The sequence below is a fragment of the Amycolatopsis australiensis genome, from assembly GCF_900119165.1.
GTDB lineage: Bacteria > Actinomycetota > Actinomycetes > Mycobacteriales > Pseudonocardiaceae > Amycolatopsis > Amycolatopsis australiensis.
In genome coordinates this window covers 185109-210800 of the sequence record NZ_FPJG01000006.1, presented here as the reverse complement: position 1 = coordinate 210800, position 25692 = coordinate 185109, and the positions used below count along the sequence as shown (strand labels likewise).

General features: G+C 70.1%; 25 protein-coding genes. 17 read left to right on the top strand and 8 right to left on the bottom strand.

Features of this window, described 5'->3' with window-relative positions; translation table 11 throughout:
- The first annotated feature begins 76 nt into the window (after positions 1 to 76).
- Entirely contained in the window at positions 77 to 373 is a 297-nt protein-coding gene (locus BT341_RS02025; RefSeq protein ID WP_072474646.1) for an SH3 domain-containing protein, read from the top strand.
- A 579-nt stretch (positions 374 to 952) separates the two neighbouring features.
- Here BT341_RS02025 and BT341_RS02020 read toward each other — a convergent pair.
- Positions 953 to 1696: an MBL fold metallo-hydrolase gene (locus BT341_RS02020; RefSeq protein WP_072474645.1), complete on the bottom strand. Its 744-nt coding sequence runs from the start codon at positions 1694 to 1696 to the stop codon at positions 953 to 955.
- 38 nt (positions 1697 to 1734) lie between these two features.
- On the opposite strand from BT341_RS02020, the gene BT341_RS02015 reads away from it, so the two are divergent.
- On the top strand, positions 1735 to 2532 hold the full coding sequence (locus tag BT341_RS02015) for an exodeoxyribonuclease III (RefSeq protein WP_072474644.1): 798 nt from the start codon (positions 1735 to 1737) through the stop codon (positions 2530 to 2532).
- On the opposite strand, the gene BT341_RS02010 is transcribed toward BT341_RS02015, so the two are convergent.
- A complete protein-coding gene (locus BT341_RS02010; protein WP_072474643.1) occupies positions 2529 to 3002 on the bottom strand; it encodes a cupin domain-containing protein in 474 nt (157 codons plus the stop codon). The genes BT341_RS02015 and BT341_RS02010 overlap by 4 nt on opposite strands.
- An 81-nt stretch (positions 3003 to 3083) precedes the next feature.
- Between BT341_RS02010 and BT341_RS02005 the strand changes: the two genes are divergently transcribed.
- From BT341_RS02005 to yhjD, 5 genes are all read left to right on the top strand, one after another.
- Positions 3084 to 3581, top strand: a complete 498-nt coding sequence (locus BT341_RS02005) for a MarR family winged helix-turn-helix transcriptional regulator (RefSeq protein WP_072474642.1) — start codon at positions 3084 to 3086, stop codon at positions 3579 to 3581.
- Positions 3582 to 3917: 336 nt separating this feature from the next.
- On the top strand, positions 3918 to 4259 hold the full coding sequence (locus BT341_RS02000; RefSeq protein WP_072474641.1) for a hypothetical protein: 342 nt from the start codon (positions 3918 to 3920) through the stop codon (positions 4257 to 4259).
- A gap of 559 nt (positions 4260 to 4818) precedes the next feature.
- Positions 4819 to 5853, top strand: coding sequence for a tryptophan--tRNA ligase (trpS, locus tag BT341_RS01995; protein ID WP_072474640.1), 1035 nt, complete (start codon positions 4819 to 4821; stop codon positions 5851 to 5853).
- Positions 5850 to 6350, top strand: coding sequence for an AAA family ATPase (locus tag BT341_RS01990; RefSeq protein ID WP_072474639.1), 501 nt, complete (start codon positions 5850 to 5852; stop codon positions 6348 to 6350). Before trpS ends, BT341_RS01990 begins: the two co-directional genes overlap by 4 nt.
- A 45-nt stretch (positions 6351 to 6395) precedes the next feature.
- Entirely contained in the window at positions 6396 to 7406 is a 1011-nt protein-coding gene (gene yhjD, locus BT341_RS01985) for an inner membrane protein YhjD (RefSeq protein ID WP_072474638.1), read from the top strand.
- Here the strand turns inward: yhjD and BT341_RS01980 are convergent.
- Complete coding sequence (locus tag BT341_RS01980) at positions 7403 to 8647, bottom strand: D-alanyl-D-alanine carboxypeptidase family protein (RefSeq protein ID WP_072474637.1); 1245 nt, start codon at positions 8645 to 8647, stop codon at positions 7403 to 7405. The genes yhjD and BT341_RS01980 overlap by 4 nt on opposite strands.
- Before the next feature lie 43 nt (positions 8648 to 8690).
- On the opposite strand from BT341_RS01980, the gene BT341_RS01975 reads away from it, so the two are divergent.
- Both BT341_RS01975 and BT341_RS01970 read left to right on the top strand, forming a co-directional pair.
- Positions 8691 to 8924, top strand: coding sequence for an SCO4848 family membrane protein (locus BT341_RS01975; RefSeq protein ID WP_072474636.1), 234 nt, complete (start codon positions 8691 to 8693; stop codon positions 8922 to 8924).
- Positions 8925 to 8987: 63 nt separating this feature from the next.
- Entirely contained in the window at positions 8988 to 10382 is a 1395-nt protein-coding gene (locus BT341_RS01970; RefSeq protein WP_072474635.1) for a S8 family peptidase, read from the top strand.
- 546 nt (positions 10383 to 10928) lie between these two features.
- On the opposite strand, the gene BT341_RS01965 is transcribed toward BT341_RS01970, so the two are convergent.
- The 4 genes from BT341_RS01965 to sdhC are packed head-to-tail and all read right to left on the bottom strand — an operon-like array spanning position 10929 to position 14334.
- The gene (locus tag BT341_RS01965; RefSeq protein WP_072474634.1) at positions 10929 to 11699 is read right to left on the bottom strand and encodes a succinate dehydrogenase iron-sulfur subunit; all 771 of its coding nucleotides are present in this window, start codon (positions 11697 to 11699) and stop codon (positions 10929 to 10931) included.
- Positions 11699 to 13453 (bottom strand): succinate dehydrogenase flavoprotein subunit, encoded by a 1755-nt coding sequence (gene sdhA / locus BT341_RS01960; protein ID WP_072474633.1) that lies wholly within the window; start codon positions 13451 to 13453, stop codon positions 11699 to 11701. The genes BT341_RS01965 and sdhA overlap by 1 nt, the downstream gene beginning before the upstream one ends.
- Positions 13454 to 13472: 19 nt before the next feature.
- On the bottom strand, positions 13473 to 13889 hold the full coding sequence (locus BT341_RS01955; protein WP_072474632.1) for a succinate dehydrogenase hydrophobic membrane anchor subunit: 417 nt from the start codon (positions 13887 to 13889) through the stop codon (positions 13473 to 13475).
- A gap of 1 nt (position 13890) precedes the next feature.
- Complete coding sequence (sdhC, locus tag BT341_RS01950) at positions 13891 to 14334, bottom strand: succinate dehydrogenase, cytochrome b556 subunit (RefSeq protein ID WP_072474631.1); 444 nt, start codon at positions 14332 to 14334, stop codon at positions 13891 to 13893.
- 550 nt (positions 14335 to 14884) lie between these two features.
- Here sdhC and BT341_RS01945 point away from each other — a divergent pair.
- The 6 genes from BT341_RS01945 to BT341_RS01920 all read left to right on the top strand — a co-directional run bounded on the left by BT341_RS01945 (position 14885) and on the right by BT341_RS01920 (position 21711).
- Positions 14885 to 16027 carry a BMP family lipoprotein gene (locus BT341_RS01945; protein ID WP_072474630.1) on the top strand — a complete coding sequence of 381 codons (1143 nt, stop codon included), beginning with the start codon at positions 14885 to 14887 and terminating at the stop codon, positions 16025 to 16027.
- A 77-nt stretch (positions 16028 to 16104) separates the two neighbouring features.
- Positions 16105 to 17688: an ABC transporter ATP-binding protein gene (locus tag BT341_RS01940; RefSeq protein WP_072474629.1), complete on the top strand. Its 1584-nt coding sequence runs from the start codon at positions 16105 to 16107 to the stop codon at positions 17686 to 17688.
- The gene (locus BT341_RS01935; protein WP_072474628.1) at positions 17685 to 18776 is read left to right on the top strand and encodes an ABC transporter permease; all 1092 of its coding nucleotides are present in this window, start codon (positions 17685 to 17687) and stop codon (positions 18774 to 18776) included. The genes BT341_RS01940 and BT341_RS01935 overlap by 4 nt, the downstream gene beginning before the upstream one ends.
- A gap of 32 nt (positions 18777 to 18808) precedes the next feature.
- The gene (locus tag BT341_RS01930) at positions 18809 to 20041 is read left to right on the top strand and encodes an ABC transporter permease (RefSeq protein ID WP_072481736.1); all 1233 of its coding nucleotides are present in this window, start codon (positions 18809 to 18811) and stop codon (positions 20039 to 20041) included.
- Complete coding sequence (locus BT341_RS01925; RefSeq protein ID WP_072474627.1) at positions 20042 to 20431, top strand: cytidine deaminase; 390 nt, start codon at positions 20042 to 20044, stop codon at positions 20429 to 20431.
- Entirely contained in the window at positions 20428 to 21711 is a 1284-nt protein-coding gene (locus BT341_RS01920; protein WP_072474626.1) for a thymidine phosphorylase, read from the top strand. The genes BT341_RS01925 and BT341_RS01920 overlap by 4 nt, the downstream gene beginning before the upstream one ends.
- Positions 21712 to 21808: 97 nt before the next feature.
- Here the strand turns inward: BT341_RS01920 and BT341_RS01915 are convergent, their stop codons facing one another.
- Positions 21809 to 22900: a coiled-coil domain-containing protein gene (locus tag BT341_RS01915; protein ID WP_072474625.1), complete on the bottom strand. Its 1092-nt coding sequence runs from the start codon at positions 22898 to 22900 to the stop codon at positions 21809 to 21811.
- Positions 22901 to 23113: 213 nt separating this feature from the next.
- On the opposite strand from BT341_RS01915, the gene BT341_RS01910 reads away from it, so the two are divergent.
- Positions 23114 to 24208, top strand: coding sequence for an adenosine deaminase (locus tag BT341_RS01910; RefSeq protein ID WP_072474624.1), 1095 nt, complete (start codon positions 23114 to 23116; stop codon positions 24206 to 24208).
- A 100-nt stretch (positions 24209 to 24308) separates the two neighbouring features.
- The gene (locus tag BT341_RS01905) at positions 24309 to 25520 is read left to right on the top strand and encodes an MFS transporter (RefSeq protein WP_072474623.1); all 1212 of its coding nucleotides are present in this window, start codon (positions 24309 to 24311) and stop codon (positions 25518 to 25520) included.
- Positions 25521 to 25692 lie beyond the last annotated feature (172 nt).

The window sequence follows — 25692 nt, the reverse complement described above, 5'->3', positions numbered from 1 at the left end:
GTGCGTCCGGCGCTGTCGGTCCGGGTAAAGGATTGCCTACCCTTGGCGGGGGACGGGCTCGCGGTTGGAGGAAGGCATGTCGAAGAAGACCTTGCTCATCTTGGGCGCCGTCGTCCTGGTCATCGTCGTGTACGTGATGAACGCGGGCAAGCAGGCCTCGGGAGCATCGGCGACCGGCTGCAAGGTGACGGTGACGGCAGACGTCCTCAACGCCCGCGAGTCGGCGGACGGCAACGCGAAGATCGTCGGAAAGTACCTGCGCGACGCCCAGTTCGACGCGATGCCGGGCGTGCAGAACGGCTTCCGCAAGGTGGCCGACGGCAAGTGGGTGGCCGCGGCGTTCACGCAGCCGGTAGCCGGTTCCACCTGCTGATTCGTTCCTGGACCTGATCGGGCCGGCCGGCGTTGAGCCCCGGTGCGGTGGATCGAGCGCGCCCGTTTTTGTCGGTGGTGGGTGTTAGAACTGATCAGATCCGGCCGCGCAGGTCGGCGGAGAGGAGGAGCGGAGCCCGGGGAGCGGGTGACAACTGAATGCGGCATGGGGCGCGGGTTGTCCGCGGGGTCTCCAGGGGGAGGTCCGCGGGCTGGAGCGGCGGCCGGTTGCCGGGGATGGCGCCTGGGGAACGCGCTCGGACGGGGGTCGGAGCGTGGGGCGAGGGATCTCCGGTGGCCGCTGCCATCGCGAGGCCGCCCTGGCCGCGGCCGTCGGTGGCGCTTGGAGGCACGGCGGGCGGATTCCGCTCCGGCTTGCCGCCGCGGAGGCGTGGCCAACGGGGGCGGGAGTCCGTTCCGGCGGAGACCGCGGCTGCCATCAGCCCGGGCCCGGGGGAAGGTCGCCAGCGCGGCTTCCGTCGTCTCGCGGCATCAGCCAAGGGCCGGTAGGAGTCCGTTCCGCGAGCGCGGCTGCTGCCGCCAGCGCAGCCGAAGGCCGCAAGCGGGCCCGGCTCCGGCGTCAGAGCGCGATGGTGAGGTCTTCCTCCGCGACCAGCACCGCACCGCCGAACCCCGCGCGTGCCTCGGCGGCGGCCGCCGGGCGGTCGGTGCCCGGCCAGAAGTGCGTCAGCAGCAGCCGGCGCGCCCCGGCCGAGGCTGCCCGCTCGCCCGCCTCCCGCGCGGTCATCAGGTAGCGGGGCTCGCCTTCCGGCGGTGGGGTGCGGAGGGTCGCGTCGCAGATGAACAGGTCCGCGTCGCGGCCAAGGTCCGCCAGCAGCGGTGATGGGCCCGTGTCGCCCGTGTACGCCACCGTCAGCCCGGGCGCGCTGAGGCGCACGCCGAAGTTCGGTACGTGGTGCGGCAGCAGGTGCGACGTCAGGCCGAACGGCCCGACTTCCGCCGGTGCGCCGAGGTCGTGCACCTCGAACACCTCCGTCGGATGCGGCCGCGGCTCCATCGCCTCCAGCCGGCGGACCGTGCCCGGTGTGCAGTACAACGGCAACCGCCGCGACCCCGTGTAGTACGACGCCCGCCCGAGCGCGCTGACGTCCGCGCAGTGGTCAGGATGCTCGTGCGTCACCACGACGGCGTCCGGCAACCCGCCCGCGCAATGCGTGAACAGGCGCGACGCCGCGCCGTACCCGAGGTCGAGGACGACACGGAAACCGTTGTGCACCAACAGGAATCCGGCGCACGCTCGGCCGGGCTCCGGCCAGGCGCCGCAACTGCCGAGCACCGTCAGCCGGCTCGCGCCATCGTCCATGGGCGCAGTCTGGCAGAGCGGCCAGGTACCGTTCACCCGTGCTGACCGTCTCCACCGTGAACGTCAACGGCCTCCGCGCCGCCGCCAAGAAGGGCTTCGTCGAGTGGCTCGCCGCCACGAAGGCCGACGTCGTCGCGTGCCAGGAGGTGCGTGCCGAGGCGAGTCAGCTCCCCAAGGCGGTCGTCGAGCCCGAAGGGTGGTTCTCGGTGCACGCCCACTCGGCCGTCAAGGGCCGCAACGGTGTCGCCGTTTACAGCCGCGTCGAGCCCGAAGAAGTCCGCATCGGCTTCGGCGAGCCCGAGTTCGAAGACAGCGGCCGGTACCTCGAGATCCACCTGCCGGACGTCGTCGTCGCCAGCCTCTACCTGCCCAGCGGTGACGTCGGCACCGAACGTCAGGCGGAGAAGGAACGCTTCATGGCCGCGTTCCTGCCGTACCTCGGCGAGCTGCGGGGGAAGGCCGCCGCGGCCGGGCGGGAGGTCGTCGTCGCCGGGGACTGGAACATCGCCTACGACACGATCGACCTCAAGAACTGGCGCGGCAACCGCAAGAACTCCGGCTTCCTCCCCGAGGAACGCGCCTGGCTCGGCCGCGTCTACGCCGAAGCCGGTTACGTCGACGTCCAGCGCCGCCTCGACCCCGAAGGCCCCGGCCCGTACACGTGGTGGTCCTACCGCGGGCAGGCGTTCGACAACGACTCCGGCTGGCGCATCGACTGCCAGCTCGCGACTCCCGGCCTCGCCGAGAAGGTCGTCGAGGTCGTCGTCGAGCGCGCCGCGTCCTACGACCAGCGCTGGTCCGACCACGCGCCGGTCACCGCGACCTACGACATCTAGGCCGCGCGGGCGGCGCGCCAAGCCGCGCTGTCCACGAAGTGGTTGTCGAACCGCTCCTGCGCCGCCAGGATCTCCGCCGGCGACGCCTCGCCGCGCCGGATGCGGTCGATCATCCGGAAGTACTCGAACCGCTCGACCCCGGGCGTGAACACGATCAGGACGTCGGCGCCCGACCGCGAAGTCGCCCCGAAAGCGTGAGTCGTGTGCGGCGGGACGAACAACATGTCGCCGGTCGAGACCGTCACGACCTCGTCGCCGTTCAGCACCTCCAGCTCGCCGTCGAGCATGAAGAACATCTCCGCCGAGGACGTGTGGAAGTGCGGCGTGGCGCCGTCGCGCCCGCGGCCCAGCGAGGCGCGGTTCGTGCTGAGGTGCCCGCCGGTCTGCGAGACGTCCGCGAGCAGGGTCATCGTGTCGGGGGTCGAGCCGAGCTGCTCGGCTTCGTCGTGGCGTACCAGCAATGTCGTCATGCCGAAGATGATTCCATGTCTGATAGTTCGCTGTCAAACTATCAGGCGTCGAATAGTGTTGTCGTCGAATAAGCTGGCCGGGTGACTGATGAAGACGCCGTCGACGCCGTCGTGTCGGCGTGGCACCGCGAACGCCCCGACCTGGACCTGACCGCCATCGGCGTCGCCGGACGGCTCGGGCGGCTCAGCCTCGTGCTCGGGCCGGCCCAGGAGCGCGTGTTCGGCAAGTACGGGCTCCAGCGCGGCGAGTTCGACGTCCTGGCCGCGCTTCGCCGGTCCGGGCCGCCGTACACGCTCATCCCGTCGGAGCTGTCCGCGACGCTGATGATGTCCCGCGCGGGCATGACCAGCCGCCTCGACCGGCTGGAGAAGGCCGGGTTCGTCGAGCGCGCGCTGGACCCGAACGACCGCCGCAGTTTCCGCATCCGCTTGACGGACAAGGGTTTCGAGGCCGTCGACGCCGCGATGACCGAGCACACGGCGAACGTCAGCGAGCTGCTTTCCTCTCTCAGCGGCAAGGAACTCGGCCTGCTCGACGACGTCCTGCGCAAGCTCCTCCGCATGCTCGACCCGGCCTGACCGCGAAGAAGGGCCTCCCGGTACTCGCCGCGCCCCGGCTCAACAGGACAGGCTGCCCGGGGTGGCGGTGACCGGACGGGCAGCAGTCGCTCTACTTTGAGTGGGCGTTTTGCCGAGTGGTGGAACCCACACGAGTGGCGATGTGAACCCTGGGGGTGCCCGGACCGTCTCCACGGTTGGGCGCTACTCTCGGCCTCCGAGTCGATCAGAACCGACAGGTCTTGACACGCTCGGTAGTTTTTTGACCAGCAGCACGCAGCGTCTCACTCGGATGGGTGAGCGTTCAGCTCGTCACTCGCGGGAGGCACTCCGGTGCGCAACCCAGGTCAACCCCTGATGCGGTCGACCCTGCGTGGAATCGCCGTGGTCACCTTCGTCCCGGCCGCCCTGCTGCTGGCCGGCGGCAGCGCGTTCGCCGACGTGACGACCGCGCGGGCCGACAGCAACGCGGAGAGCTTCGGCGTGCTGGGTCCGGTGGGGCTGGTCGCGGTGGCGCTGGGCATCGTCGGCATGACACTCGGCGTGCTGCGCCAGCGCCGCAAGACCCGCACGGCCACGACGCCCGCCCAGGCAGCCCCGAAGGTCCCGGGCCGGGTGACCGCCATGGCGGAAGCAGTACTGGCCGACCCCGACGCGACGCCCACCCGCCCCCTGTTCACCCAGCACCCGCACGCCTGAGACCGGCGCGCCAGGGAACTTCGCGACTTCGACCGGCCGCTGGAGCGCCGGGCTGGTGGCCCCGCGCATCGCATGGTGCGGCTTGACCACCGCAGTCCCGCGTAGTTTCTCGCGGCGCTGGCCCGAGCCCCCGAGGCGGGCGCGTCCCGCGGCTTGCCGACCGCAGTCCCGCCTAGTTTCTCGCGGCGCTGGCCCAAGCCCCCGAGGCGGGCGCGTCCCGCGGCTTGACCACCGCAGTCCCGCCTAGTTTCTCGCGGCGCTGGCCCGAGCCCCCGAGGCGGGCGCATCCCGCGCCGCGCGCCTGAGCCCCGGACCTGGTCTGACTCTTCGCAGCTCACACCCGGGGCCGCATGGGCCGCCCCGCGCCGAGTGGAGCGAATCGCGGCTTCGGCCCGAAGCCCGTGCCCGCGCCGCCCGGCGGTGGCTGAACCCACGAGCGGCGCGCTCCGGCTCGGCGAAATCGAGCTTGAGCGCCCCGCCGCCCCGCTCGGCTTGGAGGAATCCCCAGCTTGCGCCCCCTCCGCGCCCACCTCCGGTCGCCGCCTGGAAGAATCCTTGCGTGTCCGATGAGCAGACCGTCGCCGCCGCACGTCGTCCGCGGGTCCTGTCCGGGATCCAGCCCACTGCCGACTCCTTCCACCTCGGCAACTACCTCGGTGCGCTGCGCCAGTGGGTTCGGCTGCAGGACACGCACGAGCCCTTCTACAGCGTCGTCGACCTGCATGCCATCACCGTCGAGCAGGACCCAAAGGTGCTGCGGCAGCGCACCCGGGTCTCGGCCGCGCAGCTGCTCGCCATCGGCATCGACCCGCAGCGCAGCGCCCTGTTCGTGCAGAGCCACGTCCCCGAGCACGCCCAGCTGAGCTGGATCCTCGAATGCCAGACCGGCTTCGGCGAGGCCGGCCGGATGACGCAGTTCAAGGACAAGTCCGCGAAGCAGGGCTCCGACCGCTCCAGCGTCGGCCTCTTCACCTACCCGATCCTGCAGGCCGCGGACATCCTGCTCTACCAGGCCGACGCCGTCCCCGTCGGCGAGGACCAGCGCCAGCACCTGGAGCTGACGCGCGACCTCGCGCAGCGCTTCAACAACCGGCTGGGGAAGACGTTCGTCGTGCCCGAGCCGTACATCATCAAGGACACCGCGAAGATCTACGACCTCCAGGACCCGACGAGCAAGATGAGCAAGTCGTCGGCCACCGGCAACGGTCTCATCGAGCTGCTGGAGGACCCGAAGCGCTCGGCGAAGAAGATCCGCTCGGCGGTCACCGACACCGGCCGCGAGGTCCGGTTCGACGCCGAGAACAAGGCGGGCGTGTCGAACCTGCTCACCATCTACTCCGCCCTCACCGAGCGGTCGATCCCCGACCTCGAGGCCGCCTACGAAGGCAAGGGCTACGGCGACCTCAAGAAGGACCTCGGCGAGGTGTTCGTCGAGTGGGTGACGCCGATCCAGGACCGCGTGAAGTCCTATCTGGACGACGTCGCGGAGCTGGACAAGATCCTCGCCGCCGGGGCCGAGCGCGCCCGCGAGGTCGCGGCGAAGACGCTGGCCAAGACCTACCAGCGGATCGGGTTCCTGCCGCCGGTGCGGTGAAGCTGATCCTGCTGAACGGCCCGCCGGCCAGCGGCAAGTCGACGCTCGCCCGGCGCTACGCCGACGACCACCCGCCCGCGCTGGCCCTCGACGTCGACCGCCTCCGGGCGATGCTCGGCGGCTGGCGCGCGCATCCCGGCGAAGCCGGTTTGCTGGCCAGGGACATCGCGGTGGCGGCCGCGCGGACGCACCTGTCCGCCGGCCACGACGTCGTGGTGCCGCAGCTGGTCGCGCGTCCCGGCTTCCCGGAGCGGCTCGAAGCACTGGCCGGCGAGACCGGCGCGGCGTACCACGAGTTCGTGCTCCTGCCGGGGCGCGAACTCGCGCGGCGCCGGTTCGAAACGCGGGGCCCGTCGGAGATCGAGACGGCCGTCCCGCTGACCGAGTCCGAACTGGACCGGGCCTACGAGGCGGTCACCGCGTTCGCCGCGAGCCGCCGGGTGACGGCGCTGACCTCCGCGGACGCGTACCCCGCGTTGCTCGCTTCCCTCACCTGAGCCGCTCGCGTTGCGGGAGTCACGGGGCGTGGTTAGCGTTTCACAGTGGCGAAAGAAGAGAAGGAAAAGCTCCTGCCGCGGCTGCGGCGGAAGTACCCGTGGCTCGATCACCTCATCCGGGCCAACGAGGCCTTCACCGAGCGGTACGGCAACCACTACGCCGCCGCCATCACCTACTTCAGCGTCCTTTCGGTCTTTCCGCTGTTCATGGTCGCCTTCGCGGTGTTCGGGCTGGTCGTCAACCACGACCAGACGATCATCCACAAGATCACCGACGGCATCGACAACTCCGTGCCCGAGGGCCTGCGCGGCCTCGTCAAGAGCATCGTCGACGGCGCCCTCAACTCCGGCAGCGGCATCGGGATCTTCGGCCTGCTCATCGCGCTCTACTCCGGCGTCGGCTGGATGTCCAACCTGCGTGACGCGCTCACCGCGCAGTGGGGCCAGGAAAAACGGCCGCAGCCGTTCGTCAAGCAGACGCTGAAGGACCTCGTCGCGCTGATCGGGCTGGGGGTCGCGCTCGGGGTGTCCTTCGCGCTGACCGCGGTCGGCGGCGGCGTCGGGCAGTTCCTGCTCGAGCTCGTCGGCCTCAACCACGCCACCTGGGCGATCTTCCTGCTCCGCGTCGCGACGATCATCCTCGGCCTGCTCGCCAACACCCTCGTCTTCCTGTGGGTGATCGCGCGGCTGCCCCGCGAGCGCGTCGAGCTGCGCAGCGCCGTCAAGGGCGCCGCCTTCGCCGCTGTCGGGTTCGTCGTCCTCCAGCAGGTGGCGACCGTCTACCTGGCCAGCGTGACGAAGTCGCCGTCGGCCGCGCTGTTCGGGCCGGTCATCGGCCTGCTCGTGTTCGCGAACCTCGTCTCGCGCTTCCTGCTGCTCGTCACCGCGTGGACGGCGACGGCGACGGAGAACCAGCGCAAGGTCGTCGCGCCGCCGCCACCGCCGGTCCGGCTCGAACAGCGCGTCACGGTGCAGCGCGGGCCGGGGCTCGGGGCCGTCGCGGGCGCGTTCAGCGCCGGGGCCCTGCTCGCCTGGCTGGGCCGCCGCAAGTCCTAGCTCGCGGCCTTCTTGCGCTGGTGCCCGATGACGAACCCGGCGACGATGATCAGGAACACCACCAGCGTGATGATCCAGCCGGTGACGCCGAACGGGTCCTCCTTGGCGGCCGCGGCGGCCGAAGACGTGCCGCTGTTGCCGGTGCCGCCGTCGGCGAGCACGGACGGCTCGCTGCTCGACGGCGTCGCCGCCGGGGCCCGGTAGTCGATCTTGCCGACCGGCTCGGCGTGGTCGGCCTCCAGCGCGAAGCCGTAGTCGAGCAGCTTCGCCGCCTGGTCGACCACCTTGGTCGGCTTCTGCTCGGCGCGCATCATGACCACCGCCAGGCGCTTGCCCTTCTGCTGCGCCGCGCCGACGTACGTGTGCCGGGCGTCGTCGGTGAAGCCCGTCTTGCCGCCGAGGAAGCCGGGGTAGACGCCCAGCAGCTTGTTGTCGTTGAACACCGGGATCGCCGGCTTGCCGCCGGTCGGCGGGATCTCGAAGTTCTTCGTCGAGACGACCTTCGCGAACTCCGGCTGCTTCATCGCGTAGTGGAAGATGAGGCTCAGGTCGTAGGCCGAGGTCGACATGCCCGGCCCGTCCAGCCCCGACGGTGTCGCGGCGCGCGTGTCCAGTGCGCCGATGCGGGCCGCCAGCGCGTTCATCTTCGCGACCGCGGCGTCGACGCCGCCGAGCGCGGTGGCGAACACGTGCGCGACGTCGTTGCCCGAGTGCATCAGCAGGCCGTGCAGCAGCTGGTCGACGGTGTACTGGCCGCCGGCGACGAGGCCGATGCAGGTGCACTCCTGCTCGGCGTCCTCCTTCGTCGCGACGATCACCTGCTGCGGGTTCAGCTGGGTGACGACGACGAGCGCGAGCAGCGTCTTGATCAGCGACGCCGGCCGCTGGCGCGCGTGCGGGTCCTTCGCCGCGACGACCGCGCCGGTGTCGAGGTCCTGCACCAGCCACGAGGCCGCGGTGTTGCCGTCCGGCGGGTTGAGCGCGCCGGTGGGGGTGATCAGGCCGCACTCGGCCATCCGCGGGCCGCCGACCGGGACGGCGGGCACGGGCAGCGGCGGCGGGGCCGCCTTGCCCGGCGCGGGCTTCTCCGACGTGTCGACCGGGGCCGGCGGGGCCTCCCGGTTCGCGCACTGGCCCGGCTGCGGCCCGGCGGCCGCGAGGGCGGGGGTGCTCAGGGCCAGGAGGGCGGCGGCGAGCGTCGTCGTGAGGACCTTGAGCGACCGGGAGACAGCGGAGTGCACCCAAGCAATCTAGCGCCGCGGGCCGCGTCGCATACTCAGGGGCATGCGCATTTCGCGAGGCACCTCGCTGTTCCTGCTGGCCTTCGGCGTGTGGTCGTGGATCATCTGGATCACGTTCGCCAAGAACCTCTGGGACAGCGACCGGTCGTGGACCCCCGACGGCTCGCCGACCGCGTACTTCGTCGTCCACGCCGTGCTGACGGTCGTGTCGTTCGTGCTCGGCACGATCATCGGCGTGCTGGGCTGGCGCGGCGTGCGGGCCCGCGCCGGCTCCTGACTTTGGTCGGTGGCGCCGGCTCCGGGGCCGGTTTAGGTTGACGCCACCGACTTTGGAGGTGGAATGTCCCGTTCACGCCGGATGGCGGTTCCGCTCGCGCTGGCCGTCGGGTGCGGCCTGTTCACGGCGGCACCGCCCGCGGAGGCCGCGCCGGTCACCTGCGACACGACGAGCACGCCGTACACCTACGTGGTGACGTACCAGCCGGGTACGCCGGCGTCGGCCGTCGACCGCGAACTGGCGGCCAAGTGCGGCACGAAGGTGGCGTACTACGCCGAGATCGGCGTCGCGATCGCCAGTTCGCGCAACGCGGACTTCCAGCAGAAGATCGGCGTCTACCGGGCGTATTCGGGCGGTAAGGACGTGGCTTCGGCCGTCTCGGCGCGCACGTCGCTGGGCGCGGTCCGGACGTTGGAGCACACGCGGTCCGTCGCGGCTGCCGGCGATCTGTCGGCGCAGCAGTGGGACATGAAGGCGATTCACGCGCCGGAAGCGAACAAGATCTTCCAGGGCAGCCGTTCGGTCACGGTGGGCGTGCTCGACTCGGGCATCGACGCGACGCACCCGGCATTGCGGGCGGCCGTCGACCCGCGGTCGTCGGCGGGCTGCGTCACGGGCGCGCCGGACTCGTCACCGGCGTCCTGGGCGCCGACGACGTCGGACCACGGGACGCACGTGGCGGGCACGATCGCGGGCGAGGACCCGGCGGCGGGCTTCACGGGCATCGCGCCGGGAGTACGGCTGGCCTCGGTGAAGGTCGTCAACGACGACGGCTACATCTTCCCGGAGTCGGCGGTCTGCGGGTTCGTCTGGGCGGCGGAGCACGGCTTCCAGGTGACGAACAACAGCTACTACATCGACCCGGGAATGTTCTTCTGCTCCCGCGAGCCAGGCGACGCGGCAGCGTACGAAGCGGTCCGCCGCGCGATCGAGTTCTCGACGCGCCACGGAGTGCTGAACGTGTCGGCGGCGGGCAACTCGGGCTTCGACACGACCAAGCAGACCACGGACCCGAACCGCCCGCACCCGGTGGACTCGACGTGCGGGATCCTCCCGAAGGCGATCGACGGAGTGGTGACGGTGTCTTCGGTGGGCTACGCGGGCACGAAGTCGTCGTTCAGCAATTACGGCGAGATCGACGTGACGGCCCCGGGCGGCGACTTCGTCCAGACGCCGCCGGAAGGAGCCGGCCCGGCTTGCCCGCTTTCGACAACGGTGTTCGGCGGCCGTTACGGGTCGAAGTGCGGGACATCGATGGCATCCCCGCACGCGGCTGGAGTGGCGGCGCTGCTGGCATCGAAGTTCCGCGGCGCTCCACCGTGGTTCATCGCACGGCTCCTGGAGGGCGAGGCGGACGTGGTGAAGTGCGCGTCGGCGGAAACGGAGTGCACGGGCCCGGCGAAGAACAACTCGTACTACGGCCACGGCCTGGTGAACGCCCTGGACGCGGTGCGCTGACGGGGGCACGGACGCAACGCCCGACAAAGGAGCTGGGTGGTCATCCCGTCGCCTGAGGCCATCAAATCACTTTGAGCCGGGCCCGCAACACAGAGACCAAGGCGAGAGAACAGCGCAAGCTTGCGGGCCCGGCTCAAAGTGATAGGCCTCAACCAGGCGACGGGATGACCACCCAGCGGCCCACCTCGCAAACGAGAGGCAGCAGCGAGACGGGTGGTCATCCCGGAGCCTGCCCGTCCGGCGAGGAAGATCTTTTTCTGCCGCGGCAGACGTCTGCCGCGGCTCAGTCCTGCCGAGGAAACAGCGGGTCCGACCTCCCCCGCCCCTCCAGGGGGATTTTCAGCCGGCGGTCGGGTTTGTCAAGGCGGGAAAGCGTGCCTTGACAAACCCGACCGCCGGCTGAAGAGAAGGCTGGGATGAGGGGCGGGCGAGGTCTGGTGACGTCGTGGTTGGCTTGCGCTGCCGGCTGCCGGTTGCTCACTTGCGCGGGACATGAAGAAGGCCCTCCGGCAGGTTGCCGGAGGGCCTTTCGGTGTTGCGGATGCGTCAGACGCGCTTGAACAGCAGGGCGCGCTTCACTTCCTGGATCGCCTTCGTCACCTGGATGCCTCGTGGGCAGGCGTCCGTGCAGTTGAACGTCGTGCGGCAGCGCCACACTCCCTCTGCGTCGTTCAGGATGTCCAGGCGCTCCTCCGATCCCTCGTCGCGGGAGTCGAAGATGAACCGGTGGGCGTTCACGATCGCCGCCGGGCCGAAGTACGAGCCGTCGTTCCAGTACACCGGGCACGACGATGTGCAGCATGCGCACAGGATGCACTTCGTCGTGTCGTCGAAACGGTCGCGGTCGGCCTGGGACTGGATGCGCTCGCGCGTCGGCTCGTTGCCGTACGTGATCAGGTACGGCTTGATCGCGCGGTACGCCTCGAAGAACGGGTCCATGTCGACGTACAGGTCCTTCAGCGTGCGAAGGCCCTTGATCGGCGCGATCGTGATCGTCGTCTTCTTGCCGTCCTTCTCCAGCAGGTCCTTCATCAGGACCTTGCAGGCCAGGCGGTTGATGCCGTTGATCTGCATCGCGTCGGACCCGCACACGCCGTGCGCGCACGAACGGCGGAACGAGAACGTGCCGTCGATGTAGTCCTTGACGTAGAACAGCAGGTTCAGCAGCCGGTCGGTGCGGTGGGCCGGGACGTCGTAGGACTCCCAGTGCGGCTCCTCGTCGACCTCCGGGTTGAACCGCAGGATCTTCAGAGTGACCGTGATCGGCGTGTGGTCGTCGGCGACAGAAGCAGCCGGAGCTTCAGTAGCAGTGGTCATCAGTACTTCCGCTCCATCGGTTCGTAGCGGGTGAAGGTCACGGGCTTGTAGTCGAGGCGGATGTCCGCGGACAGCCCGGTGCCCTGCTTGTAGGCCATGGTGTGGCGCATGAAGTTCGTGTCGTCGCGGTTCGGGTAGTCCTCGCGGGCGTGGCCGCCGCGGGACTCCTTGCGCGCCAGCGCGCCCACCACGAGCACCTCGGCCAGCTCCAGCAGGAAGCCCAGCTCGACGGCTTCGAGCAGGTCGGTGTTGTACCGCTTGCCCTTGTCCGCCACCGTGATCCGCTGGTAGCGCTCCTTCAGCGCCTGGACGTCGGTCAGCGCCTGCTTCAGCGTGTCCTCGGTCCGGTACACCGAAGCGTGCGAGTCCATCGTCTGCTGCATTTCCTTGCGGATGTCCGCCACGCGCTCGTCGCCGTGCTCGGACAGCAGGTTCGCCAGCTGCTCCTCGACCAGCTGCGCCGGGTTGTCCGGCAGCTCGACGAAGTCGTGCGACAGCGCGTACTCCGCGGCGGCGATGCCGGCGCGGCGGCCGAACACGTTGATGTCCAGCAGCGAGTTCGTGCCGAGCCGGTTGGACCCGTGCACGGACACGCACGCCACCTCGCCCGCCGCGTACAGGCCGGGGATGACGTTCTCGTTGTCCCGCAACGCTTCGCCGTGCACGTTGGTCGGGATCCCGCCCATCACGTAGTGGCAGGTCGGGAACACCGGCACCGGCTCCTTCACCGGGTCGACGCCCAGGTAGGTGCGCGAGAACTCGGTGATGTCCGGCAGCTTGGTCTCGAGGACCTCGACCGGCAGGTGCGTGACGTCGAGGACGACGTAGTCCTTGTTCGGGCCGCAGCCGCGGCCCTGCAGCACTTCCTGCACCATCGAGCGCGCCACGATGTCGCGCGGCGCGAGGTCCTTGATCGTGGGCGCGTAGCGCTCCATGAACCGCTCGCCGTCGGCGTTGCGCAGGATCCCGCCCTCGCCGCGGACGGCTTCGGAGATCAGGATGCCCAGGCCGGCGAGGCCGGTTGGGTGGAACTGGAAGAACTCCATGTCCTCCAGCGGCAGGCCCTTGCGGAAGATGATGCCGAGGCCGTCACCGGTCAGGGTGTGCGCGTTCGACGTCGTCTTGAAGATCTTGCCCGCGCCGCCGGTGGCGAACACGATCGACTTCGCCTGGAAGACGTGCAGCTCGCCGGTCGCCAGCTCGTAGGCGACGACGCCGGAGGCGACCGGGTTGCCGTTCTCGTCCTCCGAGAGCACCAGGTCGAGCACGTAGAACTCGTTGAAGAACTCCGTGCCGTGCTTGACGCAGTTCTGGTACAGCGTCTGCAGGATCATGTGGCCGGTGCGGTCGGCGGCGTAGCAGGCGCGGCGGACCGCGGCCTTGCCGTGGTCACGCGTGTGCCCGCCGAAGCGGCGCTGGTCGATCTTGCCTTCGGGCGTGCGGTTGAACGGCAGGCCCATCTTCTCCAGGTCGAGGACCGCGTCGATGGCCTCCTTGGCCATGATCTCCGCGGCGTCCTGGTCGACGAGGTAGTCGCCGCCCTTGACCGTGTCGAAGGTGTGCCACTCCCAGTTGTCCTCTTCGACGTTCGCCAGCGCGGCGCACATGCCGCCCTGGGCCGCGCCGGTGTGGGAGCGGGTCGGGTAGAGCTTGGTGAGGACCGCGGTGCGGGTGCGCTGGCCGGACTCGATGGCCGCGCGCATGCCGGCGCCGCCGGCGCCGACGATCACCACGTCGTACTTGTGGAACTGCATGAAAAAGTCTCCGTGGCTTTCAGTTCGCGGGCATGTTCGGGTCGAACGTGAAGATGACCATCGTGCCGACGGCAAGGATGACCACCATCGAGACGTAGAGCAGGATCTTCAGCCAGAACCGCGTGCTGTCCTTGCGCGCGTAGTCGTCGATGATGGTGCGCAGGCCGTTGCCGCCGTGGATCTCGGCGAGCCAGAGCATCAGCAGGTCCCAGAACTGCCAGAACGGCGAGGCCCAGCGGCCGGCGACGAAGCCCCAGTTGATGCGGTGCACACCGCCGTCGAGGATGTTCATGATCAGCAGATGGCCGAGCACGAGGATGATCAGCGCGAGGCCGGAGATCCGCATGAACAGCCAGCTGTAGAGCTCGAAGTTGCTGCGGCGGGCCGCGGGGCGCTTCGGCGAGCGCGGCTTGTCGAGGGTGAGCGACTCGGCCATGTCAGTTACCCCCGAAGAGCATTTCGGCGGTGCGCTTCAGCATGAAGAACGCACCGGGGACCATCACGACGACCCAGACCACGCCGATGACCCACAGCATCGTCTTCTGGAACTTCGGGCCCTTCGACCAGAAGTCGACCAGCATGACGCGGACGCCGTTGAGCGCGTGGAAGAGCACCGCGCCGACGAGGCCGACCTCCAGGAGGTTGACGATCGGGGTCTTGTAGGTCTCGATGACCTGGTCGTAGGTGTTCGGCGACACGCGCACCAGCGCGGTGTCGAGCACGTGCACGAACAGGAAGAAGAAGGTGAGCACGCCGGTGATGCGGTGCAGGACCCACGACCACATGCCGGGGTCACCCCGGTAGAAGGTCCCCTGCCGGCGTGAGGCACCCGCCCGATCGCTCGCGCCTGCCTGCGGGGCAGTGCTCGCCGTGGTGGACATCGGTGAACGGCCTCCAACGTCTGACTGTGTGCCCGGTGGCCGGTGAGGTCCGCAACCGCCCTGAAACGGCGGCAATGCCGAGATCAACGTCATCGAGCCTGGATGGATCGGATGCTAGACCCGCCCGCGGCACCCGGCTCACCTCCGGGTTCCCCTCTGTGATGGACCAGACACCGGTACGGCCGTGCCGCCACCCGGCGGTGTGGTGCAGCGCACTCGGCGGCGTGATGTCCCGTCATCTCACAGAGTGACCGCGCTGGTCGTGCGCTCCGCCGATCCGGCACACTGAGTGACGCGACCCGGCCTTCCGGCCGGGGTCAAAGCGGCACAACCCGCCGAAAGTAGCTTTCGACGTACCCGATGATCACTTTGGGTGCACGTTCGGTCGCGCGTTCAAGTCGCGAGTAAACGTTTGTGTTACGTAGCGTGCCTTTCCTATGGCGCCTTCCTGTCCGCCGGGTACGGTCTGGCGGTCGACCCGGCAGTAGGGCCGGGTCGTGCCCTTGATCATCCGCTGGATCAGCGGGGAGGGAGAAACACGTTGCGTCGCATGCGTGGAACCGCGCTGGCCGCCGTGGCCATGGCCGGGGTGCTCGCCCTGGCCGGGTGCGCCAAGGACTCCGGCGGTGGGAACAGCTCGAACAACACCGCGGCCTCGTCGGGTGGTTCCGACTGCGTCACCGCGCCGAAGCCGCCCGCGGCCCCCGCGGCGTCGAGCAGCACGGCCGCCGCCGGCGGCAAGGTGGACGGCAGCAAGCTCAAGATCGGCCTGGCCTTCGACGTCGGCGGGCGGGGTGACGCGTCGTTCAACGACGCCGCCGCCGCGGGCACCGACAAGGCGAAGAGCGACCTCGGCGTCACGACGGTCAGCGAGAGCACCGCCAGCGCCAGCGAGGCCGAGTCGGCCAAGCAGCAGCGCCTCGACCAGATGGCCAGCCAGGGCCTGAACCCGATCATCGCGGTCGGCTTCGCCTACGCGCCGTCGGTCAAGGTCGTCGCGGCCAAGTACCCGAACACGAAGTTCGCGATCGTCGACGACGACTCGATCCAGCTGCCGAACGTGACGCCGCTGGTCTTCGCCGAGGAGCAGGGGTCGTTCCTGGCCGGCGTCGCCGCCGCGTACAAGAGCAAGAACTGCCACATCGGCTTCGTCGGCGGCGTCAACACCCCGCTGATCCAGAAGTTCGAGGCCGGCTTCCTGCAGGGCGCGAAGACCGTTTCGAACAAGATCAAGATCGAGGACGAGTACCTCACGCCCGCCGGTGACTTCTCCGGGTTCCAGGACCCGCCGAAGGGCAACGCGAAGGCCCAGGCCGAGATCGCCAAGGGCGCGGACGTCATCTACCACGCCGCCGGCGCCTCCGGGAAGGGCGTGTTCGACGCCGCGAAGGCGGGCAACGCGCTGGCCATCGGTGTCGACTCCGACCAGTACAACCAGAAGACCGTCGAGGCCGACAAGGACATCATCATCACGTCGATGCTCAAGCGCGTCGACGTGGCGGTGTTCGACTACGTGCAGGCCGTCGCCAAGGGTGACCTGAGCGGCCTGCCGAAGCGGTTCGACCTCAAGGTCGACGGCGTCGGCTACGCCACCTCGGGCGGCAAGGTCGACGACATCAAGGACGTGCTGGACGGCTACAAGGCCCAGATCATCTCGGGCGCGATCACCGTTTCGGACAAGCCGCAGAAGTAAGGCAGACCGCGCCGGGGCTCGGAGGAATTCTCCTCCGGGCCCCGCACGCGTTTACGAGATATGGAATTCTCCCGCCCATGAGCACTGCCGAGGCCCCGGCCGAGGCCGTCCCCGACCGGGGCGTGCCCGCCGTCCAGCTGACCGGGATCACCAAGCGGTTTCCCGGCGTGGTGGCCAACTCCGACGTCAACCTCACCGTCGCCGCCGGCGAGGTGCACGCCATCTGTGGCGAGAACGGCGCCGGCAAGTCCACCCTGATGAAGATCCTCTACGGCATGCAGCCGCCGGACGAGGGCACGATCGCGATCAACGGCGAAGAGGTGAAGCTGCGCAACCCGCAGGACGCCATCCGGCACGGCATCGGCATGGTGCACCAGCACTTCATGCTGGCCGACAACCTCACCGTCGGCGAGAACGTGTTCCTCGGCGCCGAGGGCCTGCACGGCATCGGCCGCGCCGCCCGGGCCCGGCTGGCCGAGCTGGCCAAGCGGACCGGGCTGCACGCCAAGCCGGACACGCTGCTGGAGGAGCTCGGCGTCGCCGACCGCCAGCGCGTCGAGATCGTCAAGGTGCTCTACCGCGGGGCGAAGATCATCATCCTGGACGAGCCGACCGCCGTGCTCGTGCCGCAGGAGGTCGACGCGCTCTTCGCGACCGTCCGGGAGATGAAGGCCGACGGCTACACGTTCCTCTTCATCTCCCACAAGCTCGACGAGGTCCGCGCGATCGCCGACACCGTCACGGTGATCCGCCGCGGCACCACCGTCGGCACCGCCGACCCGAAGACCATCACCTCCCACCAGCTCGCGGAGATGATGGTCGGCTCCGAGCTGCCCAGCCCCGAGACCCGCGAGTCCACGGTCACCGACCGGGACGTGCTGCGGCTGACCGGGCTGACGCTGCGCGCCGACGGATCGGACCGCAACGCGCTCGACGACGTCACGTTCACCGTGCGCGCGGGCGAGGTGCTCGGCATCGCGGGCGTCGAGGGCAACGGCCAGACCGAGCTCGTCGAGACGATCATGGGCATGCGCAAGCCCTCCGGCGGCCGGATCGAGCTCATTCACGAAACTGGCACCGGCGCAAGCAAGGCCCGCGACATCACGAAAGCGGGCACGCTGGCGCGGCGCGAAGCCGGCATCGGCTACATCGCCGAAGACCGCACCCGGCACAGCCTGCTGCTCACGCAACCGTTGTGGGTCAACCGGATCCTCGGCTACCAGACCCGCGAACCGGTCTCGAAGGGACAGCTGCTCGACATCGCGGGCGCCCGCGCCGACACCGAGCGGATCGTGCGGGACTACGACGTCCGCACGCCCGGCATCGACGTCCCGGCCGCGGCGCTCTCGGGCGGCAACCAGCAGAAGCTGATCGTCGGGCGGGAGCTGTCCGGCAACCCGGTGCTGCTGGTCGCCTCGCACCCGACGCGCGGGGTCGACGTCGGCGCGCAGGCGCTGATCTGGGAGCAGATCCGCCAGGCCCGCGCCGCCGGCCTCGCCGTGCTGCTGATCTCCGCCGACCTCGACGAGCTGATCGGCTTGTCCGACACGATCCGGGTCATGCTGCGCGGGCGCCTCGTGAGCGAGGCCGACCCGGCGACGGTGACCCCGCAGGAACTGGGCTCCGCGATGACCGGCGCGGGAGAGGGTGACGAAGAATGACCTCCTGGCGCACGAAACTGCTGCCGCCGCTGCTGGCGATCGTGTTCGCCGTGCTGCTCTCGGCGATCGCGCTGATCATCTCGGGCGCGGACCCGCTGCAGGCGTACGGCACGATGATCGGCCAGATGTTCAAGGGCTCCACCGCGGTCGACACGGTGAACCTGGCGACCGTCTACTACCTGTCCGGGCTCGCGGTGGCCATCGGCTTCCAGATGAACCTGTTCAACATCGGCGTCGAGGGCCAGTACCGGTTCGCCGCGGTCGTCGCGGCCATCGCCGGCGGCGCCATGCAGCTGCCGCCGGTCATCCACGTGATCGCGATCCTGCTGGTCGCCATCGTCGCGGGCATGGCCTACGCGGCGATCCCGGCGGTCCTCAAGGTCACCCGCGGGGTCAGCGAGGTCATCTCGACGATCATGCTCAACGCGATCGTCGCCGGGATCATCGCCTTCCTCGTCAACGCCGACCAGTTCGGCGTGCAGACCGGCAACAACATCGGCACCCGCGTGATCGCCCCGTCCGGCCGGATCCCGGGCATCCCGCTCGGCTCCGGCACGCTGTTCGGGTTCGTGATCATCGCGGCCGTGATCGGCGCCGCGTACTGGTTCATGCTCAACCGCACCCGGTTCGGGTTCGAGCTCAAGGCGTCCGGCGAGTCCACCACGGCGGCCGCCGCGGGCGGCGTCAACGCCAAGAAGATGACGCTGATCGCGATGCTGCTCTCCGGCGGCGTGGCCGGCCTGGTCGCCATGCCGGAGCTGCTCGGGCGCGACTACACCTACGGCATCACCGCGACGCAGATGTACGGCTTCACCGGCATCGCGGTCGCGCTGCTGGGCCGCAACCACCCCGGCGGCATCGCGCTCGGCGCGCTGCTGTGGGCGTTCCTCGACACCTCCGCGGTGTCGCTGGAGCAGATCAACGTGTCCAAGGAGATCGCGACGATCATGCAGGGCATCATCGTGCTGTCGGTCGTCGTGGCGTACGAGGTCGTGCGCCGGGCCGACCTGGCCGCCGAGCAGCGGCGCGTCGGGCGCGCGCTGGCCGGCCGCAAGGGTTCCTCCGTCGCCGGGGGAGGTGCGGTGTGATCACCGACGTCGCTCCCGGATCCGGCTCGACCATGCCGGTGCGGCGTCAGCGCCGCGGCCGGCTCCCCGGCTGGCTGCGCGGCGTGATCTGGGCCGTCGTCGCCATCGCCGTCATCTCCACGGCGTCGTACTCCACCGGCGTCGCCGCGCTCACGTCGTCCAACACCGCGCACACGGCGTTGCGCCTGGCCCTGCCGATCCTGCTCTGCGCGCTGGGCGGCCTCTGGGCCGAACGCGCGGGCGTGGTCAACATCGGTCTCGAGGGCATGATGATCCTCGGGACCTGGGGTGCGGCCTGGGGTTCGTACAACGGCGGCGTCTGGGCCGGGCTCCTGGCCGCCATCGCCTTCGGCGCGCTCGGCGGCCTGCTGCACGCGGTGGCGACGGTGACGTTCAACGTCAACCACATCGTCTCCGGTGTCGCGATCAACCTGCTCGGCCTCGGCGTCACGAAGTACCTGGCGAACCTGATCTTCGAGCCGCTGTCGGGCAACCCGCGGCAGTCGCCGGTGGTGCCGAAGTTCGACACGTACTCGGCGACGTTCCTCTCGGACTGGCTCGGCGACCTGGAGAAGCAGCAGCGTGTCGGCATCTCCGACGTCGCCGGCATCCTGCGCGGCCTGGTCACCGAGGTCGCGCCGCTGACGATGATCGCGATCGTCCTGGTGCCGGTGAGCTTCTGGGTGCTCTGGAAGACCCGCTTCGGCCTGCGGCTGCGCTCGTGCGGCGAGAACCCGGTGGCCGCGGAGTCCCTCGGCGTCAACGTCTACCGGCACAAGTACATCGCCATGCTGGTCTCCGGCGCGCTCGCCGGGATGGGCGGCGCGTCGCTGGTGCTGCTGCGCGGCGGCGCGGACTACCTGGAGAACCAGACGAACGGCCGCGGGTACATCGGCCTCGCGGCGATGATCTTCGGCAACTGGCGGCCGGGCGGCCTGCTCGGCGGCGCGGCGCTGTTCGGCTACGCGGACGGCCTGCAGCTCGCCGGCGGCGGCGAAGCGGTGCTCGCGCTGCTGTACGGCGCGGTCATCCTGGTCGCCGTGATCGTCGTCGTCCAGCTGTTCCGGCGGCAGTGGATCGCCGCCGGGCTCGGCGTCGTCGGCGCGGGCGTGCTGTACGCGATCTACTGGGCGAACGACACCCTGCCGTCCGACCTGATCCCGTACACCGCCCACTTCGTGACGCTCATCGTGCTGGCCGTGGCGTCGCAGCGGCTGCGGCCGCCGAAGGCCGACGGCCAGCCGTACCGGCGAGGTGAGGACTGAGTGTCTACTTTCGACTGGGACGCGCTGCGTTCTCAGGCCATCGAGGCCGCTTCCCACGCGTACGCGCCTTACTCGGGGCTGCACGTCGGGGTCGCCGGGATCGTCGACGACGGCCGGGTCGTGACCGGCTGCAACGTCGAGAACGCGTCCTACGGGCTCGGGCTGTGCGCCGAATGCACGATGGCCGGGCAGCTGCGGCTGTCCGGCGGCGGGCGGCTGGTCGCCGTCGCGTGCCGCAGCGGCGCCGGTGACCTGCTGATGCCGTGCGGGCGCTGCCGGCAGATCCTGTTCGAGCTGGGCGGATCCACGTGCCTGGTGGACACGCCCAGCGGCATCCTGCCGATGTCGGAAGTCCTGCCGGACGCCTTCGGCCCGGACGACCTGCCGTGAGCGGGTTCGCGGCGGTCGACGTCATCCGGGCCAAGCGGGACGGCGGGACGCTCTCCGGCGAGCAGATCGACTGGGTCGTCGACGCCTACACGCGCGGAGTCGTGGCCGAGGAGCAGATGTCGGCGCTGGCCATGGCGATCTTCCTGAACGGGATGTCGCCGGCCGAGATCTCCCGGTGGACCCGCGCGATGATCGAGTCCGGCGAGCGGCTGTCGCTGGACGTGTCGCGGCCGACGGTCGACAAGCACTCGACGGGCGGGGTCGGCGACAAGATCACGCTGCCGCTGGCGCCGCTGGTGGCCGCGTGCGGGGCGGCGGTGCCGCAGCTGTCCGGGCGCGGGCTCGGCCACACCGGCGGGACGCTCGACAAGCTCGAGTCGATCCCGGGGTGGCGGGCTTCGCTGTCCACGGCGGAGATCCTCCGGCAGCTCGACGACGTCGGCGCGGTGGTCTGCGCGGCGACGTCCGGGCTGGCGCCGGCGGACAAGAAGCTGTACGCGCTGCGGGACGTCACCGCGACCGTCGAGTCGATCCCGCTGATCGCCAGCTCGATCATGAGCAAGAAGATCGCCGAAGGCGCGTCCGGGCTGGTGCTGGACGTGAAGTTCGGGTCGGGCGCGTTCATGAAGTCGCTCGACCAGGCGCGGGCGCTGGCCTCGACGCTGACCTCGATCGGCGCGGACCACGGCGTGCCGACGACGGCGCTGCTGACCGACATGAACGTCCCGCTCGGGCGTGCGGTCGGCAACGCGGTGGAGGTCGCGGAGTCGGTCGAGGTGCTCAAGGGCGGCGGCCCGTCCGACGTGGTCTCGCTGACTCTCGCGCTGGCCACGGAGATGCTGGCTCTCGCGGAAGTTTCCGCGGATCCCGCGGCGGTGCTGGCGTCCGGCGAAGCGTACGAGGTGTGGTGCCGGATGATCGCCGCCCAGGGCGGCGACCCGTCGGCGCCGTTGCCTACGCCTTCGCACGTACACGTCGTCTCGGCGCCTTCTTCGGGTGTGCTCGCTTCGCTGGACGCCTACGCGGTGGGGGTCGCGGCGTGGCGGCTGGGCGCGGGCCGCGCGCGCAAGGAGGACCCGGTCCAGGCGGCGGCGGGCGTGCTGTGCCTGGCCAAGCCCGGGGACGCCGTTTCCGAGGGGCAGCCGCTGCTGGAACTGCACACGGACACGCCGGAAGCGGTCCCGGCGGCCCTGGAGGCCTTGGCCGGCGGCTTCTCGATCGCCGAGTCGGCCCCTTCGCCGGGGCCGATCGTCGTGGAGACCATCCGCGCCGGGATGTGATGGTCATCGCGGCGATGATCACCCCGCCGAGTGACTCCGCTCGACCGACAAGGCCCCCGCCGGGATCCGGCGGGGGCCTCGTCAGCTGAGCGGATCGTTACTCCGTGGCCTCTTCGGCGCCGTCGCCCGCCTTGGCCTTCGTGTCCGCGGGCTTGGGGGCCCGGCCGTTGCGGGAGCTGCGACGCGGCTGGCGCGGGGCCGGCGGGGGCGGGGCGATCTGCTGGACCGCCGGGCCGCCACCGAGCATCAGCTCCGCGAACGTCGCCATCGCCTCGTCGAGCTGGCCGCCGATGCGCCGGACGCTCTCGTCGTTGCTCCGGCGGACCAGCGAGTCGACCGAGTCGGTGTCCGGCTGCTTCGCCAGCGTGCCCTCGACCTTGGCCAGGCCGCTCTTCACCGCGCCGTCGAGGTCGCCGAGGCTCGTCAGGAAGCCGTCCTCCACCTTGTCGAGGCGGGCGGCCAGGTCGTCGAGGCGGGTGGTGACCGTCTCGAGCCGGTTGCCGAGGTTCTCCAGGCGGTCCGAGGCGTCGATCATCTCGCCGGTCTCGGTCAGCGCCGTCTTGAGCGCCTCGGTGTTGGCGCCGATCCGCTCCTTGGTGGCGCGGTCCAGCTCGTCGACCTTCGCGCGCAGCTCGTGGTCGGCGGTGTCGACGCGCTCGCGCAGCATCGACTCGGCCAGCTCGATCCGCTCGCGGACCGGCCCGTGCACCGACTGCGGCAGCGCCTCGAGCTTCGCGTCCTGCTTGTCGAGGTGCCCGCCCAGCTCGTCCAGCCGCCGGTGGATGTTCTGCAGCTTGTCCTCGAGCCCGTCCATCCGCCCGGCGACGCCCTCGAACCGCGCGGCGACGCCGTCGAGACGGCCGTCGAGCTGCGCGAAGGGCTTGGCGAGCTTGTCGACGATGCTCTCGACCGCGCGGGTCAGCGCGGCGAGCGCGTTGTCCTGGGCCTCGAGGCGGGACATCGCCTCGTCGAGGCGCTCGGCCAGCACGCCGACCTCGGTGCGGTCGGGGAGCTCGGACAGCCGCTTGCGGACCGCGCCCAGCGAGTCCACCGGCGCGAGCCGGGCGTAGATGTCGTCCAGCGCGTCGAAGATCTGCTGCTGCTCGCTCTCACGCACTTCGGCCGCGCGCACCAGCATGTTGCGCATCCGGTCGAAGGACGGGGCGGCAATGTGGTTGTCAGTGGTCACTGCTGTGTGTCCTTCGTCGGCGGGGAAATGGAGGGACGTGCCACGAAGCTTATCGATTGCAAAAATTGCTGTCTGTATGGCCCCCGTGAAGCACCTATTGCGGAGGCTGCCCCCGGATGGCCGATTCGCCACGTGATCCTCGACGCTGAGGGTTAGCCCGAGCTTGAGAGTTACGGCCATGTAGGGGAATGACACCGAGGTTACCGTTGGGGGATGCCTGACGAAAGCCCTGTTCTGACCAGCGAGACGCTCCGCCGCGCCCCCAAGGTCCTGCTGCACGACCACCTGGACGGCGGCCTCCGCCCGGCCACCGTCGCCGAGCTCGCCGAAGCCACCGGCTACGCCGGTCTGCCGGCCACCGACCCGGCCGAGCTGGGCACCTGGTTCCGCCGGGCGGCCGACTCCGGCTCGCTCGTGTCCTACCTCGAGACCTTCGCGCACACCTGCGGCGTGATGCAGACCGAGGATGCCCTGGTCAGGGTCGCCGCGGAAGCGGTGGAGGACCTGGCCGCCGACGGCGTCGTCTACGCCGAGGTGCGCTACGCACCGGAGTTGTTCGTCGAACGCGGTCTGTCACTCGATGCGGTGGTCGAGGCCGTCCAGGCGGGTTTCACGGAGGGCACCCGCCGGGTGGCCGCGAACGGCGGCAGCATCCGCGTCGGGACGTTGCTCTGCGCGATGCGCCAGCACGCCCGCGCGCTGGAGATCGCGAACCTGGCCGTCCGCTACCGCGACGCCGGCGTGGTGGGCTTCGACATCGCCGGGCCGGAGGACGGATTCCCGCCGACCCGCAATCTCGACGCCTTCGAGTATTTGCGCCAGAACAATGCGCATTTCACCATTCACGCCGGTGAAGCGTTCGGTTTGCCGTCCATTTGGGAGGCGATTCAGCACTGCGGTGCCGAGCGGCTCGGGCACGGCGTGCGGATCGTCGAGGACATCAAGACCGACGCGGACGGCACGGTCCACCTTGGACGGTTGGCCGCGTACGTCCGCGACCGCCGCATCCCGCTGGAGATCTGCCCGACGTCGAACGTCCAAACTGGCGCGGCGCGCTCGATCGCCGAGCACCCCATCGGCCTGCTCACGCGGCTGCGCTTCCGGGTGACCGTGAACACGGACAACCGGCTGATGAGCGGGTGCACGATGACCAGCGAATTCGCCGCGCTGCACGAGACCTTCGGGTATGGCCTCGACGACTTCCGGTGGTTCACCATCAACGCGATGAAATCCGCGTTCATCGATTTCGACGCCCGCCTGGCGCTGATCGACGACGTCATCAAGCCCGGCTACGCCGCGCTGGCCTGACTTCCCGGCTTCGGACCGTAACTCGCTTGCGGTCCTTAGTCATGCCAACTATCGTTCACTATGTAGGAAGTACTTCTCATATATTGAGACGGTGAGGGCGATGGCGCAGGTCGCGGGTGATGCGGGTGAGCAGCTGCAAGCCAGTTCACGGCGGTGGCTCATCCTCGCGCTCGGCCTCGCCGCGCAGACCGCGAGCTGCTCGTTCCTCTACGGCATCCCGTTCCTGGTCCCGGCCATGCGGGAAGCCGAGGGGCTGTCACTGGCGGAGGCGGGCACGGTCGTCGCGGCGCCGAGCATCGGGCTGCTGTTCACCCTGATCGTGTGGGGCGCGGCTGCGGACCGTTACGGAGAGCGCCTGATCATGGCGCTCGGCCTGGGTGTCTCGGGATTACTCCTGGTGTACGCCGGGGTCGGGACTCACCCGGTCGGCCTGCTCTTTGGGGTGTTCTTGGCTGCCGGAGCGTGCACGGCTTCGGTGAACGCGGCGAGCGGCCGCGTCGTCATGGGCTGGTTCGCGAAGTCCGAGCGCGGCATCGCGATGGGGATCCGCCAGACGGCCCAGCCGCTCGGCGTCGGCGTCGCGGCGTTGGGGCTGCCGCCGCTGGCCGCGCACTTCGGGTTCCGGGCGGCGGTGCTGCTGCCGGCCGGGCTGGCGATCGTCGTGGCGCTGCTGGTGGCGTGGCTGGTGACGGACCCGCCGCGGCCGCCTCGGCCGGCTTCGGGGGAGAAGCCGCCGTCGCCGTATCGGCACGCGGCGCTGTGGCGGGTGCACGGGGCGAGCACGTTGCTGGTGGTGCCGCAGTTCGCGGTGTCGGCGTTCGCGCCGGTGTACCTGGTCGCGGTGCAGCACTGGAGCCCGCTGTCGGCAGGCTGGTACCTGGCGGTGGTCCAAGTGCTGGGGGCGGCCGGCCGGCTGGGGTCGGGCTGGTGGTCGGACCGGGTGGGCAGCAGGCTGCGCCCGATGCGTCAGCTGGCGGTCATGAGCTGCGGCGTGATGCTGCTGGTGGCGCTGGGGGACGCTTCGTGGCCATGGCTGGTGCTGCTGGCGCTGGCACTGGCGGGGGTGATCACGGTGGCCGACAACGGACTGGGGTTCACGGCGTCGGCGGAGCTGGCGGGCCTGGCGTGGTCGGGCCGCGCGATGGGCACCCAGAACACGGCCCAGAACATCGCGGCCTCGCTGACGCCGCCCCTGCTGGGCCTGGTGATCGGCGACAGCAGGTACGCACTGGCGTTCTGCGTGGCGGCGATCTTCCCGGCCTTGGCGGTGGCGGTGGTCCCGGTCCGCGCGGAGCACCCCTCAGACGCCTGAAGCGGCCTGACCTGCGCCTCCAGCCGAGGCGTGATCCGGGGGTCAACGTGGGTGCCGTCCACTGATGCCGCCAATCCGCTCCCGCTGCGGTTTGGCCTGTGGGGGCGGCCTGCTGCGGTTTGGCCTGTGGGGGCGTGGTCCGCTGCGGTTTGGCCCGCGGGCGTTTGGCCCG

What these genes read in the sequence shown, in the direction of transcription:
- BT341_RS02025 (WP_072474646.1), top strand. Translation starts at nt 77, where the DNA reads ATGTCGAAGAAGACCTTGCTCATCTTGGGCGCCGTCGTCCTGGTCATC.
- BT341_RS02020 (WP_072474645.1), bottom strand. Translation starts at nt 1,696, where the DNA reads ATGGACGATGGCGCGAGCCGGCTGACGGTGCTCGGCAGTTGCGGCGCC.
- BT341_RS02010 (WP_072474643.1), bottom strand. Translation starts at nt 3,002, where the DNA reads ATGACGACATTGCTGGTACGCCACGACGAAGCCGAGCAGCTCGGCTCG.
- BT341_RS02000 (WP_072474641.1), top strand. Translation starts at nt 3,918, where the DNA reads ATGCGGTCGACCCTGCGTGGAATCGCCGTGGTCACCTTCGTCCCGGCC.
- BT341_RS01975 (WP_072474636.1), top strand. Translation starts at nt 8,691, where the DNA reads ATGCGCATTTCGCGAGGCACCTCGCTGTTCCTGCTGGCCTTCGGCGTG.
- BT341_RS01970 (WP_072474635.1), top strand. Translation starts at nt 8,988, where the DNA reads ATGTCCCGTTCACGCCGGATGGCGGTTCCGCTCGCGCTGGCCGTCGGG.
- BT341_RS01965 (WP_072474634.1), bottom strand. Translation starts at nt 11,699, where the DNA reads ATGACCACTGCTACTGAAGCTCCGGCTGCTTCTGTCGCCGACGACCAC.
- sdhA (WP_072474633.1), bottom strand. Translation starts at nt 13,453, where the DNA reads ATGCAGTTCCACAAGTACGACGTGGTGATCGTCGGCGCCGGCGGCGCC.
- BT341_RS01955 (WP_072474632.1), bottom strand. Translation starts at nt 13,889, where the DNA reads ATGGCCGAGTCGCTCACCCTCGACAAGCCGCGCTCGCCGAAGCGCCCC.
- sdhC (WP_072474631.1), bottom strand. Translation starts at nt 14,334, where the DNA reads ATGTCCACCACGGCGAGCACTGCCCCGCAGGCAGGCGCGAGCGATCGG.
- BT341_RS01945 (WP_072474630.1), top strand. Translation starts at nt 14,885, where the DNA reads ATGCGTGGAACCGCGCTGGCCGCCGTGGCCATGGCCGGGGTGCTCGCC.
- BT341_RS01940 (WP_072474629.1), top strand. Translation starts at nt 16,105, where the DNA reads ATGAGCACTGCCGAGGCCCCGGCCGAGGCCGTCCCCGACCGGGGCGTG.
- BT341_RS01935 (WP_072474628.1), top strand. Translation starts at nt 17,685, where the DNA reads ATGACCTCCTGGCGCACGAAACTGCTGCCGCCGCTGCTGGCGATCGTG.
- BT341_RS01930 (WP_072481736.1), top strand. Translation starts at nt 18,809, where the DNA reads ATGCCGGTGCGGCGTCAGCGCCGCGGCCGGCTCCCCGGCTGGCTGCGC.
- BT341_RS01910 (WP_072474624.1), top strand. Translation starts at nt 23,114, where the DNA reads ATGCCTGACGAAAGCCCTGTTCTGACCAGCGAGACGCTCCGCCGCGCC.
- BT341_RS01905 (WP_072474623.1), top strand. Translation starts at nt 24,309, where the DNA reads ATGGCGCAGGTCGCGGGTGATGCGGGTGAGCAGCTGCAAGCCAGTTCA.